Origin of the sequence: Enterobacter cloacae complex sp. SHL021 (assembly GCF_049237765.1) — a bacterium.
GTDB classification, from domain to species: Bacteria; Pseudomonadota; Gammaproteobacteria; order Enterobacterales; family Enterobacteriaceae; genus Enterobacter; species Enterobacter cloacae.
Window position 1 is genome coordinate 95,872 of the sequence record NZ_JBMKJG010000008.1, and the last position, 18,746, is coordinate 114,617.

Here is an 18,746-nt window from a genome sequence, read left to right on the forward strand (position 1 = left end):
AAAAGAAAAATCCTCTCACCGGGCGGTGAGAGGGGGAAATCTTAGGCAGCCACCAGGCTGTCGATCGCGGCTTTCGCGTCGGTCTGTGCTTTGGTCGCCACTTCAGGACCGTAAGCGATACCTTCTGCAAACACGAAGTTCACGTCGGTGATCCCGATGAAGCCCAGGAACAGGCTCATGTACGGCGCAACCAGGTCGGTTGGGGTATCTTTATGAATACCGCCACGGCTGGTCAGCACGATGGCACGCTTGCCTTTCACCAGACCTTCCGGGCCATTTTCGGTGTAACGGAAGGTAACACCAGCGCGAGCCACCAGGTCGAAGTAGTTCTTCAGCTGGGTTGGGATGTTGAAGTTGTACATTGGGGCGTTGATCACGATAACGTCGTGCGCCTGCAGTTCAGCAATCAGCTCATCAGAGAGCGCCAGGGCTTCCTGCTGGCGTGGGCTCAGCGGTGCATCGCTTGGACGCAGCGCGCCAACCAGCTCGCCATCCAGCACAGGAATTGGGTTTGCAGCCAGGTCACGCACGGTGATTTGGTCTGCGGAATGGTGTTCACGCCACTGTTCAACGAAGTAATCAGACAGCTGACCAGACTGAGAGTACCCTGCCAGAATACTGGATTTCAAAACTAATACTTTGCTCATGGGTGATTCCTGTTTTGCATTTGATTGAAGGGGGTTGCCCCGTTGCTTGTTGACACTTTATTCACAATCCTGCCACAGAGATAGCGCAATATATCGAAGCCTATGTTCGAATTTTTTGAATAAGGCGTGGAAAGCGCTGATGTGGTACTCTATAGCAATCATTACAAAGAGATTTTATCCGGCAGTGCACTGCCCGTTAATGCTATGACAGAACAACAAAAATTGACCTTCCCGATGCTCCTGCAACAGCTTGATTCACTGATGTTGCGCGATAAACAGCGCTTTGCTCGCCGCTTGCACGGGGTGAAGAAGGTTAAAAATCCTGATGCACAACAGGCCATTTTCCAGGAGATGGCGAAAGAGATTGAACAGGCGGCAGGGAAAGTTGTGCTGCGCGAAGCGGCTCGTCCGGCAATTACCTATCCGGAAAATCTGCCCGTCAGTCAGAAGAAGCAGGAGATCCTCAACGCCGTGCGCGACCACCAGGTGGTGATCGTGGCGGGGGAGACCGGCTCGGGGAAAACCACACAGTTGCCGAAAATCTGTATGGAGCTCGGCCGCGGGGTGAAGGGCCTGATTGGTCATACCCAGCCGCGTCGTCTGGCGGCGCGTACCGTGGCGAACCGTATTGCCGAGGAGCTGCAAACGGAGCCGGGCGGCTGCATCGGTTATAAGGTGCGTTTCAGCGACCATGTGAGCGATAACACCATGGTCAAGCTGATGACCGACGGTATCCTGCTGGCGGAAATTCAGCAGGATCGTCTGCTGATGCAGTACGACACTATCATTATTGATGAGGCGCACGAGCGCAGTCTGAACATCGACTTCCTGCTCGGCTACCTGAAAGAGCTACTGCCGCGTCGCCCGGATCTGAAAATTATTATCACCTCCGCGACCATCGACCCGGAGCGTTTCTCAAAACATTTCAATAACGCACCGATTATTGAAGTTTCCGGTCGTACCTATCCGGTAGAAGTGCGCTATCGCCCGATCGTGGAGGAGGCGGAGGATACCGAGCGCGACCAGTTGCAGGCAATTTTCGACGCCGTTGACGAACTGGGCAATGAGAGCGCGGGCGACATTCTGATCTTTATGAGCGGCGAGCGTGAGATCCGCGATACCGCCGATGCGCTCAGCAAGCGCGATCTGCGCCACACGGAAATTTTGCCGCTTTACGCTCGTCTCTCCAACAGCGAACAGAACCGCGTGTTCCAGCCACACAGCGGGCGCCGCATCGTGCTGGCAACCAACGTGGCGGAAACCTCGCTGACCGTGCCGGGCATCAAGTATGTGATTGATCCGGGTACGGCGCGTATCAGCCGCTACAGCTACCGCACCAAGGTACAGCGTCTGCCGATTGAGCCGGTTTCACAGGCGTCGGCCAACCAGCGTAAAGGGCGCTGTGGACGTGTGTCGGAGGGGATCTGTATTCGTCTCTATTCAGAAGACGATTTCCTCTCCCGCCCGGAGTTTACCGACCCGGAGATCCTGCGCACCAACCTCGCTTCCGTCATCCTGCAGATGACCGCGCTGGGGCTGGGCGATATCGCCGCTTTCCCGTTTGTCGAAGCGCCGGACAAACGCAATATTCAGGACGGCGTACGCCTGCTGGAAGAGCTGGGGGCGATCACCACTGACGAGCAGGCCACCGCGTATAAACTGACGCCGCTGGGACGGCAGCTCAGCCAGTTGCCGGTGGACCCGCGTCTGGCGCGCATGGTGCTGGAAGCGCAAAAACACGGCTGTGTGCGCGAGGCGATGATCATCACCTCGGCGCTCTCCATTCAGGATCCGCGTGAACGGCCAATGGACAAACAGCAGGCGTCGGATGAAAAACACCGTCGCTTCCACGACAAAGAGTCGGATTTCCTTGCCTTCGTGAACCTGTGGAACTACCTCGGCGAGCAGCAGAAAGCGCTGTCATCTAACCAGTTCCGCCGTCAGTGCCGCGTGGATTTCCTCAACTACCTGCGCGTGCGCGAGTGGCAGGATATTTACACCCAACTGCGCCAGGTGGTGAAAGAGCTGGGTATTCCGGTGAACAGTGAACCGGCGGAGTACCGCGAAATTCACATCGCATTGCTGACCGGACTGCTGTCCCATATCGGCATGAAGGATGCCGAAAAGCAGGAGTATACCGGTGCGCGCAACGCCCGTTTCTCCATCTTCCCCGGCTCCGGGTTGTTCAAGAAACCACCCAAGTGGACCATGGTTGCTGAACTGGTGGAAACCAGCCGTCTGTGGGGGCGTATTGCCGCGCGTATCGATCCGGAATGGGTGGAGCCGGTGGCGCAACACCTGCTGAAACGCTCATACAGTGAACCGCACTGGGAGCGCGCGCAGGGGGCGGTGATGGCAACCGAAAAAGTGACCGTCTACGGTCTGCCGGTGGTGGCCGCGCGTAAGGTCAACTACAGCCAGATTGACCCGGCGCTGTGCCGCGAGCTGTTTATCCGCCACGCGCTGGTGGAGGGCGACTGGCAGACGCGTCACGCCTTCTTCCGTGAAAACCTCAAGCTGCGTGCCGAAGTGGAAGAGCTGGAGCACAAATCCCGTCGTCGCGACATTCTGGTGGATGACGAGACGCTGTTCGAATTTTACGACCAGCGCATCAGCCACGATGTCATTTCCGCCCGCCACTTTGACAGCTGGTGGAAGAAGGCCAGCAAAGAGACGCCGGATCTGCTCAACTTTGAAAAGAGCATGCTGATTAAAGAAGGGGCGGAGTCGGTCAGTAAGCTCGACTACCCGAACTTCTGGCATCAGGGCAACCTTAAGCTGCGGCTGACCTATCAGTTTGAGCCGGGAACGGACGCGGATGGTGTCACCGTTCATATCCCGCTGCCACTGCTAAACCAGGTAGATGAGAGTGGATTTGAGTGGCAAATTCCCGGCCTGCGCCGCGAACTGGTGATTGCGCTGATCAAATCGCTGCCGAAACCGGTGCGGCGTAACTTTGTTCCGGCCCCTAACTACGCCGAAGCGTTTTTAGGCCGCGTCACGCCGCTGGAGATGCCGCTGCTGGATGCGCTGGAGCGTGAGTTCCGCCGCATGACCGGTACCACCATTGACCGCGAAGACTGGAACTGGGATCAGGTGCCCGATCACCTGAAAATCACCTTCCGCGTGGTGGACGATAAAAACAAGAAGCTGCAGGAAGGCCGTTCGCTCACCGCGCTGAAAGAGGCGCTGAAAGGCAAAGTGCAGGAGACCTTGTCCGCGGTGGCGGATGATGGGATTGAGCAGAGCGGGCTGCACATCTGGAGCTTTGGTCAGCTCCCCGAAAGCTACGAGCAAAAACGCGGCAACTACAAAGTGAAGGCCTGGCCTGCACTGGTGGATGAGCGCGACAGCGTGGCGATCAAGCTGTTTGATAACCCGCAGGAACAGCAGCAGATGATGTGGCGCGGGCTGCGCCGCCTGTTGCTGCTCAACATCCCGTCGCCGATCAAGTATCTGCACGAGAAGCTGCCGAACAAAGCCAAGCTGGGGCTGTACTTTAACCCGTACGGCAAAGTGCTGGATCTGATCGACGACTGCATCTCCTGCGGCGTGGACAAGCTGATCCACGAGGCGGGCGGTCCGGTCTGGTCAGAAGAGGGCTTTGCTCAGCTTCATGAAAAGGTACGCGCGGAGCTGAACGACACCGTGGTGGATATTGCCAAACAGGTCGAGCAGATCCTCACCACCGTGTTCAATATCAACAAACGCCTGAAAGGGCGCGTGGATATGACCATGGCGCTGGGGCTGTCGGATGTCAAAGCGCAGATGGCGGGCCTGGTGTACCGGGGCTTTGTCACCGGCAATGGCTTCAACCGTCTCGGCGACACGCTGCGTTACCTGCAGGCGATTGAAAAACGGCTGGAGAAAATGGCCATCGATCCGCATCGTGACCGTGCCCAGATGCTGAAAGTGGAAAACGTGCAGCAGGCGTGGCAGCAGTGGTTGAACAAACTGCCACCGGCACGTCGTGACGATGAAGACGTTCAGGCGATCCGCTGGATGATCGAAGAGTTACGCGTCAGCTTCTTTGCCCAGCAGCTCGGTACGCCGTATCCGATTTCGGATAAACGTATTTTGCAGGCGATGGAGCAGATTTCGGCTTAACACCCTGTTTTCTCCCTCTCCCGGTGGGAGAGGGCCGGGGTGAGGGCATCAGGCCGCACAATTTTCACCCGTTCACAATTGCCAGCGTAAACCCATCCCACCCCTTAACCCCGACCGTTTGCAGCGCGGTGGTGGTTAAGCGCGGATTGTCCCCCATCATCTCGATAAACCGGCGAACACCCTGCACGCGCGCGTCGTCGCTTTGGCCGTTAATCACTTCGCCATCGCGCACCACGTTATCGCCGATAATCACCGTGCCGGGGCGGGAGTAGTGCAGCGCCCATTCGAGGTAGCCGGGATTGTTTGGCTTATCAGCATCAATAAAGATCAGGTCGAACGGCGGAACGTCGCCAAAATTTTCCAGAGAAGTCAGCGCCGGGCCTTCGATGAGTTCAATGCGTTGGTTGAGACCGGCAAGCTGAATATTCTGCCGCGCCACGCGGGCATGCGTGGAATCGGCCTCAAGCGTAATCAGCTTTCCGTCCGGCGGCAGGGCGCGCGCCATCCAGATTGAACTGTAAGCACCCAGCGTTCCGATCTCCAGAACGCGCCGCGCCTGCGTCATGCGCACGAACAGTGCCAGCAGTTGCCCCTGATTGGCCGCAACATCGTGTTCGGGGAGTCCGGCGCGCTGGTTGTTTTCCAGTACCTTGCTCAGTACCTCATCTTCAGGAATAAGCGACGAAATCATGAAATTATCAACTGCAGACCACTGTTGTTGCATAAATTGTCTCCTGAGGGGGAATCGCCGGGTGGCGGCTGCGCCTTACCCGGCCTGTGTGACGCCAGGCCCGTTAAGCGCCTTCAGACATTGACCCAACCGCCGCCCAGCGCTTTATACAAATCAATCTGCGCCAGCAGCAGGTTATTTTTCACCTGCACCACGTTGGTTTGCACCGAGTAAAGTGTACGCTGTGCGTCGAGCACATCCAGATAAGATGAATAGCCGGTGCGATAGCGGTTCTGCGCAATGCGCAGCGTCTCGTGGGCCACCTCCTGCTGGGCCAGCAGTTCGCTAAGTTGTTCCTGATAACGCGTAATGGCGTCAAGGCTGTTGTTCACTTCGGCAAACGCATTGCGCACGGTTTTCTCATAGGCGTACAGCGCCTGATTACGCTGCGACTGGGAGATATCCACCTGCGCATTCAGCGCCTGGCGGTTCAGCAGCGGGGAGAGAATACTGCCGCCTGCGCTCCAGAGCTGTAACGGGTTGTCCAGCAGGCCGGAAAGGGTGCGATCCTGAATCGATCCGGTCGCCGTCAGGTTGATCGACGGCAACAGGCTGGCGCGCGAGGCGGCAAGGCTGGCATCGGCCGCAATAAGCTGACGCTCCGCCTGAACGATGTCAGGTCGTCGGTTAAGCAACGATGACGGCAACTGTGAAGGCAGCCTGAGCGGTGTAAGCGTGCTGAAGCTTTCACTGCGCGCCACCTCGCCCGGGTTACTGCCCAGCAGCAGACTCAGGGCATTCTCTTGCTGCGCGATCTGATGCTGCAGCAGCGGCACCTGCGCCCGGGTGGCCCGCAGCTCAGAGTCAGACTGCATCAGCTCCAGGCGCGAACTGTAGCCCGTTTCAAACTGCCGTTTAGCAAGATTAAATGCCTCTTCGCGTGATTTCAGCGTGGACTCGGTGACGCGAAGCTGTTCGTCAAGCGAGAGCAGGGTGACATACCCGGAGGCCACCGACGAGGCGACAGTTAAATCTGCGGCAGCGGCGGCGGCTTTTTGCGCCTCCAGCGAGGCCTGCGCGGCATTGGCCGTGCTGCGGTTGACGCCCCAGATATCCACATCATAGCTGGCGGTGAGGCTGCCTTTGTACAGAGTACTGTATACCGGTAACCCCGTGGCGGCCGATTGCGTCCGGGCGCGGGTGCCGGTTACGCCCGCATCCAGCGACGGAAACAGGCTGCCGTCAGCGGCATAGACTCTTGCCTGATACTCATTGATCCGTTCGCGGGCGATCAGCACGTCGCTGTTATTTTTCAGCGCCTGATCCACGTAGCGGTTGAGATTGTTGTCGTGAAAATTTCGCCACCAGAGTTGTTCTGGCGCGCTGGCAGGGCCGGATGCCGCCCGCCACTGGGCAGGAATATGCAGTGACGGTTGGGCAGGTTTTACATCCACCGACTGGCATCCGGCAAGCAGAACGGCAACCAGCAGGCTGGCTAGCGGGCGAAGGGTCATTGCTTCGCCTCCCGCGTATCAATGGTCACCTGTACCGACATGCCAGGACGTAGCAGTGCTGACTCTTCAGGTTTATCCAGCACTTCGATACGCACCGGAATACGCTGGGCGATTTTGACAAAGTTCCCGGTGGCGTTATCCGGCGTGATGGCGCTGAATTCGACGCCGGTCGCCGGGGAGATGCTCTCCACGCGGCCCTGATAGGCTTTGTTATTGAGCGCATCGACGGTAAATTTCACCGGCTGGCCCACGCGCAGCTCCGCGAGCTGGGTCTCTTTAATATTGGCGATCACCCAGTGCTGCGGCGGCACCAGGGTGGTGAGATGCGTCCCGGCCGTCACATACGCGCCCAGACGCACCGCGATCTGCCCCAGCTGGCCGTCACGCGGCGCCACAATGCGGGTGTTTTGCAGGTCGATTTGCGCCAGCTCCAGCGCCGCTTTGGCGTTTTCCACATCCGCCTCCAGCGCACCGCGATTCACAATCACCGTCTGCAGATCCTGGCGCGACATCTCAAGCGTCGCTTTGGCCTGCTCAATATCGGCGCTGCCCTGGGCCGCGCTGGCCAGCGCCGCGTCGCGTTCGCGGATGGAGAGCGATCCGTCAGCCGTCAGGTCTTTCACCCGCTTTAAATCCGCCTGGGTTTTCAGACTCTGGGCGCGGGCATTTTTCAGCGCGGCGTCATTTTTTGCGATGACGGCTTCCGCGCTTTTACGCTGCTGGAGGTTGTTATTCAGGGCGGCAATTTTCATCGCCAGCTGCGCCTCGGCCTGATGTACCCGCTGGCGATAGATACGGTCATCGATCTGCAGCAGAAGCTCGCCTTTTTTAACCTGCGCGAAATCCTGTACCTTCACTTCGGTGATGTAGCCATTTACCTGCGGGCTGATGAACGTGGTCTGGCCGCGCACGTAAGCGTTATCGGTAAACTGCGCGTGGCGGGTGAACGGCGGGAGCTGCCACGCGTAAAGGATCACCAGCACGCCGACAATACCGATGGCAGCGGCGGTGAAAACGGAAACAATGCGCACATTTTTGCGGGTGTTGGCCTGCTCTTTGGCGGCATCCTGCTGACTCATAAACTCTCCAGAAATATTTCAATTATTTGTTGCCGGTGGCGTTCTTAAGCGCCATACGGGCAGTGATGCGCAGGCGCAGCAAGCGCCATAAAATCCAGACCAGCGTGGCCGCGGCAATACTCGCGGTCAGTAAATAGGTGTCGTTGTAAGCCAGAATGTTTGCCTCAAGCGCGGTCACCGTCTGCAACTGGGTGATCGCCTGCGTGCCCAACAGGGCGCTGTCGCCAATCAGGCTTTTGTACATCTGGGTATAAAGCTGAATCCGCTCGTTAACCAGCGGATTGAGCGTGGTGAGCTGGTCCGCCAGCAGGCTGGAGTGATACTTTTCGCGCCAGGTCTGGAAGGTACCGAGAATAGCCGAGCCCAGCAGGCCGCCGAGGTTCTGGCTCATGCCGAACATTACCGAGAAGCTCACCAGATTACGCGGGTCGGCGATGACGCCGCCAATGGCGGCCAGCATCGCGGGGGAGAGGAAGAAGGCACTGCCAAAGCCCAGCAGGAACTGGCTGAGCATCAGTTGATCCGGGCGCGTCAGGTTGTTGGACTGGCTGTCCAGCAGCGAGGCGACAATCATCAGCACCAGGGAGGTGATAATCGGCCATGCCAGTTTGGTCGGCTTAATGGTCAGACAGCTGGTGACGATCCCGCAGACGATCCCGGCAAATATGGACCACGCCAGGTGCGTCATCTGCTCGTTCTGTAACCCCACGTACTGCAGCCAGCCGATGACGCCGGTGTTTTGCTCGGCCAGCACGATGCGGATCAGCAGCATAATCAACCCAAGGCGCACAATACTGCCGCTCGACAGCCAGCGGGTGTTCAGCAGCGGGTTACTGCGGTTATGTTCAAACACGATGGCGGAAACAATCAGCACCAGTGAGAGCGCCAGCGACCAGCCGATCCACGGCGCTTCAAACCACCAGTCCAGACGGCCCAGCGACAGCACCGCGCACAGCAGCGCCATCCCCGGTGCCAGTAAAAAGAAGGTGATAAAGTCTTTTTTCTCAAAGACCTTACGCCGATCGCCCGGCGGCAGTTTCAGCGCAATCACGCACGCCAGCGAGATGAGGGCCAGCCCCAACTCGAAGAAATAGAGCCCGCGCCACTCATCAAGCTGCAACAGCTCGGTTGAAAAGAGTCGCGCCAGCGGAATGGCCAGTGACGAGCCGGTGATGCCAATGGTCAACGCCTTCAGGCGGTGTTTCGCCGGCCAGGCCTGGATCTGGTAATAAATGCCCAGCGAGCTGAGCGCGGCGGCCACCATCCCGTGCGCGGCGCGCACCATCAGCGCCGAGCTAAGATCGTTGACAAACAGGTGGAAAAAAGTGACCAGCACATACAGCACCAGAAAACCTTCGGTGAAGGCGCGCAGACCATACTGCTGGCGGAATTTCACCAGCAGCAGGTTAATGGAGATATTGGTCATTACATAGACCGCCGGTAGCCAGGCGATCTCGGTTGACCAGGCGCCAAAGGTGCCCTGCAAATTTTGCAGGTTGGCGGTGACTACCGCATTCCCCAGGGCGCCCGTCAGGCAAACCAGCAGACCGACAACGCCATAGGCAATCCGCTTTGGCGTACTGTGCTCCGGCGTGGAGGGTGAACCCAGCAGGGCGGGTTTCTCGTGTGGCTGCCACTCGCGAGGAGCATAAGGGTCGCGTTCGGGCAGGCGCATAACGTCGTTTACCTTTGATAAAATGGGAGAATTAACAGGCTGGCGATTCTACGTCTGCCGTAAAACATAATACAAGTGAATATGATTTACGCATGTTAATCAAATGTTGAACTGAAGGTTTTAGGAAAAAGAGCGGCCTTATCTCTGGCACTTTAGGAATCAACGCCTGTTTTGACGCGATAAGTGCGGTACGCTAATCCAAATGCTGTAAGGAGGTTACGATGATACCGACAATTTTTCCCTGTTTGCCCGGCAGCACGCTCAGTGCCGTAAATACGGTTGGGCAGTGGCTGGCGCAGGATGACCTGCAACCGGGTCAGTCTGTGGATATGGTGATTCTGGCGGGGAATGCCGTCATTCCAACCATCGAAGCTGCCTGCCGTCTGGCGGCGGAGCAGGGGGTGCCCATGATCATTAGCGGAGGCATCGGACACTCCACCACTTTTCTCTATGCCGCGATTGCGAAACATCCGCGCTATCACACCATTCCCACCACGGGCCGGGCAGAGGCGGCTATCCTGGCGGATATCGCCCGTCAATTCTGGCAGATCCCGGCCGACCGGGTGTGGGTGGAAGATCAATCGACGAACTGCGGGGAGAACGCCCGCTTTAGCCGCGAATTAATGAAGCACCATCAATTTGCCCCTGAAAGGGTGCTGGTGGTGCAGGATCCAACCATGCAGCGCCGCACCATGGCAACATTCGCCCGTGTATGTCGGGACGAACCCGTATCGCTGGAATGGGTAAGCCACGCGGGCTTTACGCCCGTGCTGCAAAACGGTGACGATGGGCTGGTGTTCAGCGATTCCGGTGAAGGGCTCTGGCCGGTGGAACGCTATTTGTCGCTGGTGCTGGGGGAACTGCCGCGCCTTCGCGACGATGTTAACGGTTACGGTCCGGCAGGACGTGATTTTATTGCCCATGTGGAGATACCTGATGAGATTGCGGCGGCATGGAATATCTTACGCAACGATGTCATTTTGACCGATGCGCTGGTAAGCCGATCCCTGTTGTGAATGTGGACGCAAAAAAATACCGGGCCAGCGTTAGCCGCTGACCCGGTATTGAATAAAGCGCGAAAAATTACAGATAAACCAGCGTCATGGTGTTCTGGCCGTCCAGTGGGGTATCGTCGGTAATGGCCAGGGTGGAGGTATCCCAAATCACCAGGTTGGTCACGAAGTTAAAGTTAGCCGTGGTGATAGCCAATGGGGTGGTGGTGCCGGTTTCAGCAAAGGCGATGGTCTGGAAAGTATCGCTGCGTGGAATACCGGAATATTTCCAGCTGGTTGCAGGCCAGTCGTGGTTATGCCCAATAGGGTCTACAGTTTTACCGTCTGCGGTGGTACCGGTCATCCACATGCCGTAGTTACCGATCTTTTTCCCGTCGTTCGTGAAACCAACGCCATAAGTATAATATTTATTTGTAATATTCTTATTCTTCCCAATATCAACAGGAAGTTGTGCGTTGCTGTCGCTGCGATTATCGGTGATAGTGAAACCTATTTTGGTTGGCGCAGAGCAATTTATGGTCACAGGTATCTGTTTCTGACCGAGTTGATTATGTGAGTTTTCGGATAACTCACCGAGACGAATAAAGCCGTAATCGATAACACCGCCGTTACCCAGCTCAGCAGTACATGCTGCGTTGGTTAATGTACCTTTAACCTTAATAACAGCAGTTCCGGCTGCAAAAGCTGATGTGGTGCTCAACGCGATGGCTGTAGCCAGAATGATTTTTTTCATCCTTGATTTTTCCTTTTCATGAATATAAGACATGCGGGAATGATAAATGAACGCAGCGATGGCGTTCCCATTCACCTGGCGGAAATAATATTGAGTATTGAGTTTTTGGTATATTTATTAAAGTTGAATTTATTTTGTAGAAAAACTAAAGATATGCGAAAGCGACAAATAAAAGAAGGCTTTTTATTTGTTGTGTGAATATAACGGGGAAAAGTACCGGTTCAGGGTTACGCTGAACCGGTATAAGCAAATTATAGGATTAGAGATATACCAGGGTCATCGTCGCCTGACCGTCGAGAGGAGTATCGTCGGTAATCGCCAGCGCAGTAGTGTCACGAATCGTCAGATTAGTAACAAAGTTAAAGTTAGCTGTGGTGATAGCCAACGGTGCGGTGGTCCCTGTATCAGCAAAGGCGACGGTCTGGAACGCATCACTACGCGGAATACCGCTTTTTTTCCAGATATCAGGATTCCAGTCGTGGTTGTTGACAATCGGGTCTACGACTTTGCCATCTGCCGTGACATCCGTCATCCACATGCCGTAGTCACCAATATTTACGCCTTCGGACGTGGTACCCACGCCGTAAGTATAATATTTCACCGACTGGTTTAAGTTTTTACCGATATCAACCGGCAGCCGCGCGTTGCTGTCGCTACGGTTATCAAGAATGGTAAAGCCCACTTTGGTTGGCGAAGAACAGGTAATGGTGACAGGCACCTGTTTTTGTCCCAAATTATTATTTTCCAGTGCAGAAAGTTCTCCGAGGCGAATATAGCCGTAATCAATGACCCCGCCGTTGCCGATAGAAGGCGTACACGCCGCATTGGTCAACGCTCCGTGTACTTTTAATACAGCGGTAGGTTCTGCGAAAGCTGATGCGCTGGCCAGTGCAATTAATGAAGCCAAAATAACTTTTTTCATTGTTGTTCCTTAACAATTTCATAGGGGGTATTTGTTTTGACAGACCGCTTGCCTGTCTTGTGATTTATATTATTGGGAGTGTTTATGAAATTAAAGCAAGCATATTTAAAACTTCATTTTAGAAGTTCTAATGATAATTAACGTGTGATTCAAAAATTTCGTGAATAATTTTATTCTGGAAAACAGATGATGAAGAGTAAGCCATGCGGTAAGGGAGAGCGACGGATGGTATGACCACCCGTCAGCGTTATTAAAGTGCGGCGTATTTATCAAGCGTGCGCACCAGCTGCGTCACAAAGCCATACTCGTTGTCATACCAGGCGACGGCTTTCACCAGTTGCAGTTCGCCCGCCTCGGTCACTTCGGTTTGCGTGGCGTCAAACACCGAGCCAAAGTGCGAGCCAATGACATCTGACGACACAATCTCTTCATCGGTATAGCCAAAGGATTTATTTCCCTGCGTCGCTTTTTTCAGTGCGGCATTCACCTCTTCAACGGTGACCTTTTTGCCCAGAATGGCGACCAGTTCCGTTACCGAGCCGGTTTTCACCGGTACGCGCTGGGCATGACCTTTCAGTTTGCCGCTGAGTGCCGGGATCACCAGGCCAATCGCTTTGGCAGCACCCGTGGTGTGGGGAATGATGTTCTCCGCCGCCGCGCGTGAGGCGCGCAGATCTTTCCCGCGCGGACCATCCACCAGCGCCTGAGTACCAGTGTAGGCGTGAATGGTGGTCATGGTGCCCACTTTAATCTCAAAAGCATCGTGCAGGGCTTTTGCCAGCGGGGCGAGGCAGTTGGTGGTGCAGGAGGCGACAGAGATAATGGTATCACTGGCGTCAATGGTGTCGTCGTTAACGTTAAACACAATGGTTTTCATCTCACCTGCTGGCGCGGAGATCAGGACCTTTTTGGCGCCAGCATCCAGATGCGCTCTGGATTTTTCTTCCGACGTATAAAAACCGGTGCATTCCACGACGATATCCACCCCAGCGGCTTTCCACGGGATATGTCTGGCCTCTTTCTCGGCGTACACCGCGATGGTTTTACCGTCCACAATCAGCGCGTCTTCGGTGAAATCCACGCTCCATGGGAAGCCGCCGTAGTTAGAATCATGCCGGAGCAGATAGGCCAGTACTTTGGGAGAGGTGAGGTCGTTAATGGCGACGACGGTGTTGCTGTCCTGGGTTTCAAGAAGGCGACGAAGTACCAGGCGTCCAATGCGTCCAAATCCGTTAATGCCAATTTTACTCATGGTTTTCTCCTGTAAACGTGTCGATGCGACAGTTTGAACTTATCCAGGCTTAGACCATGAGGGGCGGGGCAGCAATTGAAGATGCTTCATGCCCCGGGAAGTATTTGAAAATCCATACAGAAAAGTTAATGAATTTTTAAGGAAAGGTCGTTATGTTGGCGCGGTAACTGTTTTTTATCGGAAAATCACATGCGCACTAAATATACAGGCCTGCAAATCGGCATTCACTGGCTGGTGTTTCTGTTAGTTATCGTCGCCTACTGCGCCATGGAGTTCAGAGGCTTCTTTCCGCGTACCGACCGACCGCTGATCAATATGATCCACGTCTCATGCGGGATCGCTATCCTGGTTTTGATGGTGACACGTCTGCTGGTGCGCCTGAAGTTCCGCGCGCCGCCGATTGAGCCGAAACCGAAAGCGATGATCACAGGCCTTTCGCATCTGGGGCATCTGGTGATTTATCTGCTGTTTATTGCTTTGCCGCTGATTGGCCTGGTGATGATGTATAACCGTGGAAACGACTGGTTTGCCTTTGGCATCGCCATGCCGCACGCGGCGGAATCCAACTTTGATCTGGCTGATGGGCTAAAAGAGTGGCACGAGACGCTGGCGAACCTCGGCTATTTTGTCATTGGCCTGCACGCAGCGGCGGCGCTGATGCATCACTATTTCTGGAAAGATAATACGCTGCTGCGCATGATGCCGAAAAAGCGGCAATAGCCCTCAACACTTTTGCCGCCTTTCTCGCCGGGTGGCGCTGCGCTTACCCGGCCTACAAAACCCGTTTTTTATTGCAGCAGAGCACGCTCTTCAGCTGTTAATGCCAGCCCCTGGGTTGACCCGGTCTCTGACGATTTCACCGCCGCTTCCAGTACCGCCATCACCGCTAATGCCTCGACAGGATGAACCGGATTGGCAATCTTCCCGAGCAGAGCATCGCGCACATTAATGTAATACTGGCGCTGATCGCCTTTCGGCGTGGTAATGGTCTGCGGCGCGCCGTCAGCCCCAAAGAACACCATACTGTCGCTGTCCTCACCCCAGGTTTCACTTCCCGGAACGATGCCGGTCAGCAGCTGGGCTTCCTGCTGATCGATACGGGCCTTCACTACGCTGCCCTTATCCCCATGGACGGTAAAGCGCGCGGTACCCCCGGCGACCAGCATGCTGGCGTGCAAAATAACCTTATGATCAGGGTAGTTTAAGACCACATGCGCCCAGTCGTTCACTTCTGCGCCGTCGCGCAGCGTCGCGATATTCCCTTGCACCGAGTGAGGCAGACCAAAGAGCTGTAGCGTCTGGTCGATCAGGTGCGGCCCCAGGTCAAACCACAGTCCGCTTCCCGGTACGTTCTGTTCTCTCCAGCGCACGCGCACTTCCGGGCGGAAGCGGTCAATGTGCGACTCAAACAGTTTCACCTTCCCGAGGGTGCCCTGTGTGATAACGTCCTTAATGCCCAGGAAATCACTGTCCCAGCGGCGGTTGTGGAACACGGAGAGAAGAAGCTGCTTTTCCTCCGCCAGGGCAATAAGATCGCGCGCTTCCTGCATATCGAGCGTGAAGGGTTTATCCACCACCACGTGTTTTCCGGCGTTCAGGGCCAGCGTGGCCAGCGGAGCATGGGTGGCGTTAGGGGAGGCGATCACCACCAGGTCAATATCAGGGTGCGTAATGGCCTCTTCCGGGGTAGTAACCACCTGCACGTCCGGCAGATCGCGCTTAACTTTCTCCTCATCACGGGAGGAAACCACCGCCAGCGTAAGCCCGTCCACAGACTGGATGAGCGGGGCATGGAAGGTTTTACCGACAAAACCATACCCGATCAGCGCAATGTTGATTGTCTTCATTTTACTCATGACCTTCTCCACGTTAATGAGCGCAAACCGTGACGGGCACGGTGCTCTGGTCCCCAAGCTCAGGCCAGGGACGATCTAAAAACAGTTGATGAATTTCGTCTAACCCGCACACCAGATACGGCTCACAGCGGTTGACTTTCAGATGGTCTGCGACGATCCAGTGCGTCTGGCTGGCGGCAAGCATCGCCCGTTTGACTTCTGCATCGGCTTCCGTCCCGGCACTCAGACCGAGTGATGAATGAAGGGCGCAGGCGCCAAGGATGGCGATATCCGCCCGATACCGTGAAAGCAGGGAGAGGGTGGCACCGCCAGCAAACAGGCGTTGCTTCTGATCCCATTTCCCGCCGAGCAGGATCAGCTCGATATCCTCCCGGTCGCTAAAAGCGTGGGCGATATCCAGCGAGGTGGTGATCACCGTCAGCGGCCCCTGAAGAAAAGAGGCCACCGCCATGACCGTACTGCCCGCATCCAGAAACAGCGTAGAGCCCGGCGGAACTTGCTGTGCCACCTGTTTTCCCAGCCGCTGCTTGGTCGCCGGCAGGAGCGTATTTCTGCCCTGGCGATTCATGGCCGAAAGATTGAGCGCGATAGCGCCTCCGTGGTTCTTCTGCGCCAGCCCTTGTTTTTCGAGGTCCGTGAGATCGCGGCGAATGGTATCTGCAGAGACCTGCAGCTTTTCTGCCAGCTCAGTGATGCTGGCCTGTCCCTGCTCGCTGATGATGTCGAGCACATATTTTTGACGCGCGGTTTTGTGCATGGCAGCAATCCTGCAAAATGTCGCAATAGTTCGCATAATACAGCATTTTGTCGCAGAGAAAAGGGCAACCACACATTAGTTCAGTTGCGTGATAATTGAGCTGTTATTGATTAAATATAAGTGAACGGTTTCTAAGGGTAATCAATATGTTATGACGATGTTTTATCTGGCTGTTTGGACTTTGTAACCAGTTAATTTCGCTTTACTGGTTTGTTGTTCTATTAAGAAACTATTTAAACCAATAAAATTCCTAAAAAATGCATTTGCTAGGTTTTTTATGCCAATAAATAGGGCGGCGCTACTTAAGTTGACATTTCTTTGAAAATCTTTGTGTCTGACGCGCGTGGAAATTAACGCAAAAATGTACATCCGGGTATTTTTAAATTTCACTTAAATAACAATGACTTTATTAGTTTCATTTGAAAGGCCATTTTTAAGAGTTTGTCCAGAAACCCCATGATTTTTCTTAGTTGTAACACCACATTAACATTGTGGGTGTAGTTGCCTATACCACATTTTGTTATGCTGCGAATCAGTTAAGAAGTAAGTAAATTCTTAATTCATATTAGGCTAAGGTCGGCTCTCATCTCCAATGGAAATGGGTATGGGGAGCTATTACCCGAAATTCAGTACGGGGGATTAATAATATTTTTCTGATTATCTATACCTCTTTTTGGGTAAAGGGTTAAACCATTCGCAGGCTCAGGGAGATATAAATGATGAGAGAGCGAAATTATAAGTGGGTCCGATTATCCGCAGTGCTGGTGTTAATTTCGGCATGCATTAATACGACCTATGCCAATAGCGGCGCGTTGGGTTTTGCCACGGTGCCGACGACAACATTAAAAGAAAGTATTCTTTTTGCCATCGATCGCGATCCGTCGGTCAGCCAGCAGGCGGCACAATTGGGTATTGGTCAGGCGCAAATAGATGAAGCACGTAGCGGATGGATGCCGCAAATATCGCTGAACGGCAGTACGGGCCATAGCCAAACCACCGATTCCAGCGGTTCACTGAGAAATTCAGCGGCATGGGGATTAAGCCTTACGCAGCTCATTTATGACTTTGGCAAGACGAATAACAGCATTAGCCAGTCTTCAGCGCGACGCGATAGCTATCGTTATCAGCTGATGGAGACGCTCACCGCCGTGGCGGAAAAAACCGCGCTGAGCTACGTGGAGGTCAGACGTTATAGCGATCTGTTGCAGGCGGCTAAAGAGAATGTGCAGGCCCTCAAAAACGTGGAGCAGCTGGCGAAACTGCGCGCGGATGCAGGCGTAAGCTCAACCTCCGATGAGCTGCAGACCCGCACGCGGATCGCCGGTATGCAGGCGACGGTGGAGCAGTACAACGCCGCGCTCAACAGCGCCCGCGCAAGGCTCGCGGTGTTGACGGGCATGCAGGCTGAAGCCTATTCACCGGTCCCTGAGAAGCTTGCCGTAGAGCAGAATGCCGTCAACCAGATCGATTACTCGCTGATACCGGCGGTCATGGCCGCGCAGAATATGGAGCGTTCAGCCCAGTATGGGGTGGAAACCGCAAAATCTCAGCACTGGCCAACGTTAAGCCTGAAAGGAGGCCGCACGCGCTATGAGTCGGATAACCGCGCTTACTGGGATGACCAGATCCAGCTCAATATCGATGCACCGCTGTATCAGGGCGGTGCCGTTTCGGCACGCGTTCGTCAGGCTGAAGGCACCAGGGCGATGGCCTCCTCTCAGGTCGATCAGGCGCGGTTTGATGTGCTGCAAAAAGCCTCCGTCGCGCAGGCAGACTGGACCGGCGCGCGTGGAAGAATGGCCGCCGGAAGCTTACAGCTTGAAAACGCGTTACGTGCCCGCGCGGTCTACAAAAATGAATACACCCTGAGCAAGCGGAGCATTAATGATTTGCTCAGCGTAGAACAGGATGTCTGGCAGGCCACGTCTGCCAAAATAATGGCTGAATATGATGGCTGGAGCGCGGCAATTAATTACGCCTCCGCTGTTGATAATCTCATGACGCTTATTGGAGTAGAAAAAAACGCTGCCGCAAAATTACCCGATTTGAGTTGAAAAAAGCCGCGCCTTTCTGCGCGAAATAAATCTGAAAATAATGGGTGAAATTTCCCAGGGATAGCTACATCCATCTGGTGGACATATCCACAGGAATCCGAGCACCTGCAAGGAGAGAAATATGAGTAACGTAAAAGTTGTAGATGTCATCATTCGCAAGACAGCGGAGAAAACGAAATTAACCGGCGAAGGAAATCTGTCGGTCTCCATTTCCTCTCCGAGCGTGATTGAAATCCAGGGTTCTGCACAGGACGTGGTGCGTTACGTCCGCCAGGGGAAAGACCTTCTCATTTATATGAAAGATGGCAGCGTTATTCGCTGCAATAACTATTTCGTTGAAGATCCTGAAACCCATAACCAGTCTGAACTGGTATTTAACGATAATCAGGAATTAACACATATCTCTTTTGTCGATGCCGGGGAAGCGTCAGGCGCAGCCGTTACTGAATTAACCGCGCAAGCCACAC

Annotated in this window: 14 protein-coding genes and 1 pseudogene; 5 read left to right on the forward strand and 10 right to left on the reverse strand. The window is 54.8% G+C overall.

What is annotated here, in order from left to right:
- Positions 1-41 precede the first annotated feature (41 nt).
- Positions 42-647 carry an FMN-dependent NADH-azoreductase gene (gene azoR / locus ACOTZF_RS10140; RefSeq protein ID WP_013096706.1) on the reverse strand — a complete coding sequence of 202 codons (606 nt, stop codon included), beginning with the start codon at positions 645-647 and terminating at the stop codon, positions 42-44.
- A gap of 204 nt (positions 648-851) precedes the next feature.
- Between azoR and hrpA the strand changes: the two genes are divergently transcribed.
- On the forward strand, positions 852-4,754 hold the full coding sequence (gene hrpA, locus ACOTZF_RS10145) for an ATP-dependent RNA helicase HrpA (RefSeq protein ID WP_040023281.1): 3,903 nt from the start codon (positions 852-854) through the stop codon (positions 4,752-4,754).
- A gap of 64 nt (positions 4,755-4,818) precedes the next feature.
- On the opposite strand, the gene ACOTZF_RS10150 is transcribed toward hrpA, so the two are convergent.
- The 4 genes from ACOTZF_RS10150 to ACOTZF_RS10165 form a co-directional block, all read right to left on the reverse strand.
- Positions 4,819-5,478, reverse strand: coding sequence for an O-methyltransferase (locus tag ACOTZF_RS10150; RefSeq protein WP_013096704.1), 660 nt, complete (start codon positions 5,476-5,478; stop codon positions 4,819-4,821).
- Positions 5,479-5,558: 80 nt separating this feature from the next.
- Complete coding sequence (locus tag ACOTZF_RS10155; RefSeq protein WP_129318086.1) at positions 5,559-6,938, reverse strand: efflux transporter outer membrane subunit; 1,380 nt, start codon at positions 6,936-6,938, stop codon at positions 5,559-5,561.
- Positions 6,935-8,017, reverse strand: a complete 1,083-nt coding sequence (locus ACOTZF_RS10160) for an HlyD family secretion protein (protein WP_129251649.1) — start codon at positions 8,015-8,017, stop codon at positions 6,935-6,937. The genes ACOTZF_RS10155 and ACOTZF_RS10160 overlap by 4 nt, the downstream gene beginning before the upstream one ends.
- A 22-nt stretch (positions 8,018-8,039) precedes the next feature.
- The gene (locus tag ACOTZF_RS10165; protein WP_129251650.1) at positions 8,040-9,692 is read right to left on the reverse strand and encodes an MFS transporter; all 1,653 of its coding nucleotides are present in this window, start codon (positions 9,690-9,692) and stop codon (positions 8,040-8,042) included.
- Between the two features lie 221 nt (positions 9,693-9,913).
- Here ACOTZF_RS10165 and ACOTZF_RS10170 point away from each other — a divergent pair, with 221 nt between their 5' ends.
- Positions 9,914-10,708, forward strand: coding sequence for a YdcF family protein (locus ACOTZF_RS10170; protein ID WP_129251651.1), 795 nt, complete (start codon positions 9,914-9,916; stop codon positions 10,706-10,708).
- A gap of 67 nt (positions 10,709-10,775) precedes the next feature.
- Here ACOTZF_RS10170 and ACOTZF_RS10175 read toward each other — a convergent pair whose 3' ends face one another.
- The 3 genes from ACOTZF_RS10175 to gap form a co-directional block, all read right to left on the reverse strand.
- Entirely contained in the window at positions 10,776-11,438 is a 663-nt protein-coding gene (locus tag ACOTZF_RS10175) for a DUF1120 domain-containing protein (protein ID WP_095439430.1), read from the reverse strand.
- A gap of 259 nt (positions 11,439-11,697) precedes the next feature.
- Complete coding sequence (locus tag ACOTZF_RS10180) at positions 11,698-12,360, reverse strand: DUF1120 domain-containing protein (protein WP_421636089.1); 663 nt, start codon at positions 12,358-12,360, stop codon at positions 11,698-11,700.
- A 250-nt stretch (positions 12,361-12,610) separates the two neighbouring features.
- Positions 12,611-13,612, reverse strand: a complete 1,002-nt coding sequence (gap, locus tag ACOTZF_RS10185; protein WP_013096696.1) for a type I glyceraldehyde-3-phosphate dehydrogenase — start codon at positions 13,610-13,612, stop codon at positions 12,611-12,613.
- Between the two features lie 189 nt (positions 13,613-13,801).
- Between gap and cybB the strand changes: the two genes are divergently transcribed.
- On the forward strand, positions 13,802-14,332 hold the full coding sequence (gene cybB, locus ACOTZF_RS10190) for a cytochrome b561 (RefSeq protein WP_013096695.1): 531 nt from the start codon (positions 13,802-13,804) through the stop codon (positions 14,330-14,332).
- Positions 14,333-14,400: 68 nt separating this feature from the next.
- On the opposite strand, the gene ACOTZF_RS10195 is transcribed toward cybB, so the two are convergent.
- Together ACOTZF_RS10195 and ACOTZF_RS10200 are read right to left on the reverse strand one after the other, a co-directional pair.
- Positions 14,401-15,468, reverse strand: coding sequence for an oxidoreductase (locus ACOTZF_RS10195; protein WP_058650331.1), 1,068 nt, complete (start codon positions 15,466-15,468; stop codon positions 14,401-14,403).
- Between the two features lie 13 nt (positions 15,469-15,481).
- Positions 15,482-16,225, reverse strand: a complete 744-nt coding sequence (locus tag ACOTZF_RS10200) for a DeoR/GlpR family DNA-binding transcription regulator (protein WP_020688693.1) — start codon at positions 16,223-16,225, stop codon at positions 15,482-15,484.
- 716 nt (positions 16,226-16,941) lie between these two features.
- Between ACOTZF_RS10200 and ACOTZF_RS10205 the strand changes: the two genes are divergently transcribed.
- Together ACOTZF_RS10205 and ACOTZF_RS10210 are read left to right on the forward strand one after the other, a co-directional pair.
- On the forward strand, positions 16,942-18,279 hold the full coding sequence (locus ACOTZF_RS10205; RefSeq protein ID WP_013096692.1) for a TolC family outer membrane protein: 1,338 nt from the start codon (positions 16,942-16,944) through the stop codon (positions 18,277-18,279).
- Between the two features lie 121 nt (positions 18,280-18,400).
- Positions 18,401-18,745 (forward strand): annotated as a pseudogene (locus ACOTZF_RS10210) (BapA/Bap/LapF family prefix-like domain-containing protein); the annotation flags it as partial.
- Position 18,746 lies beyond the last annotated feature (1 nt).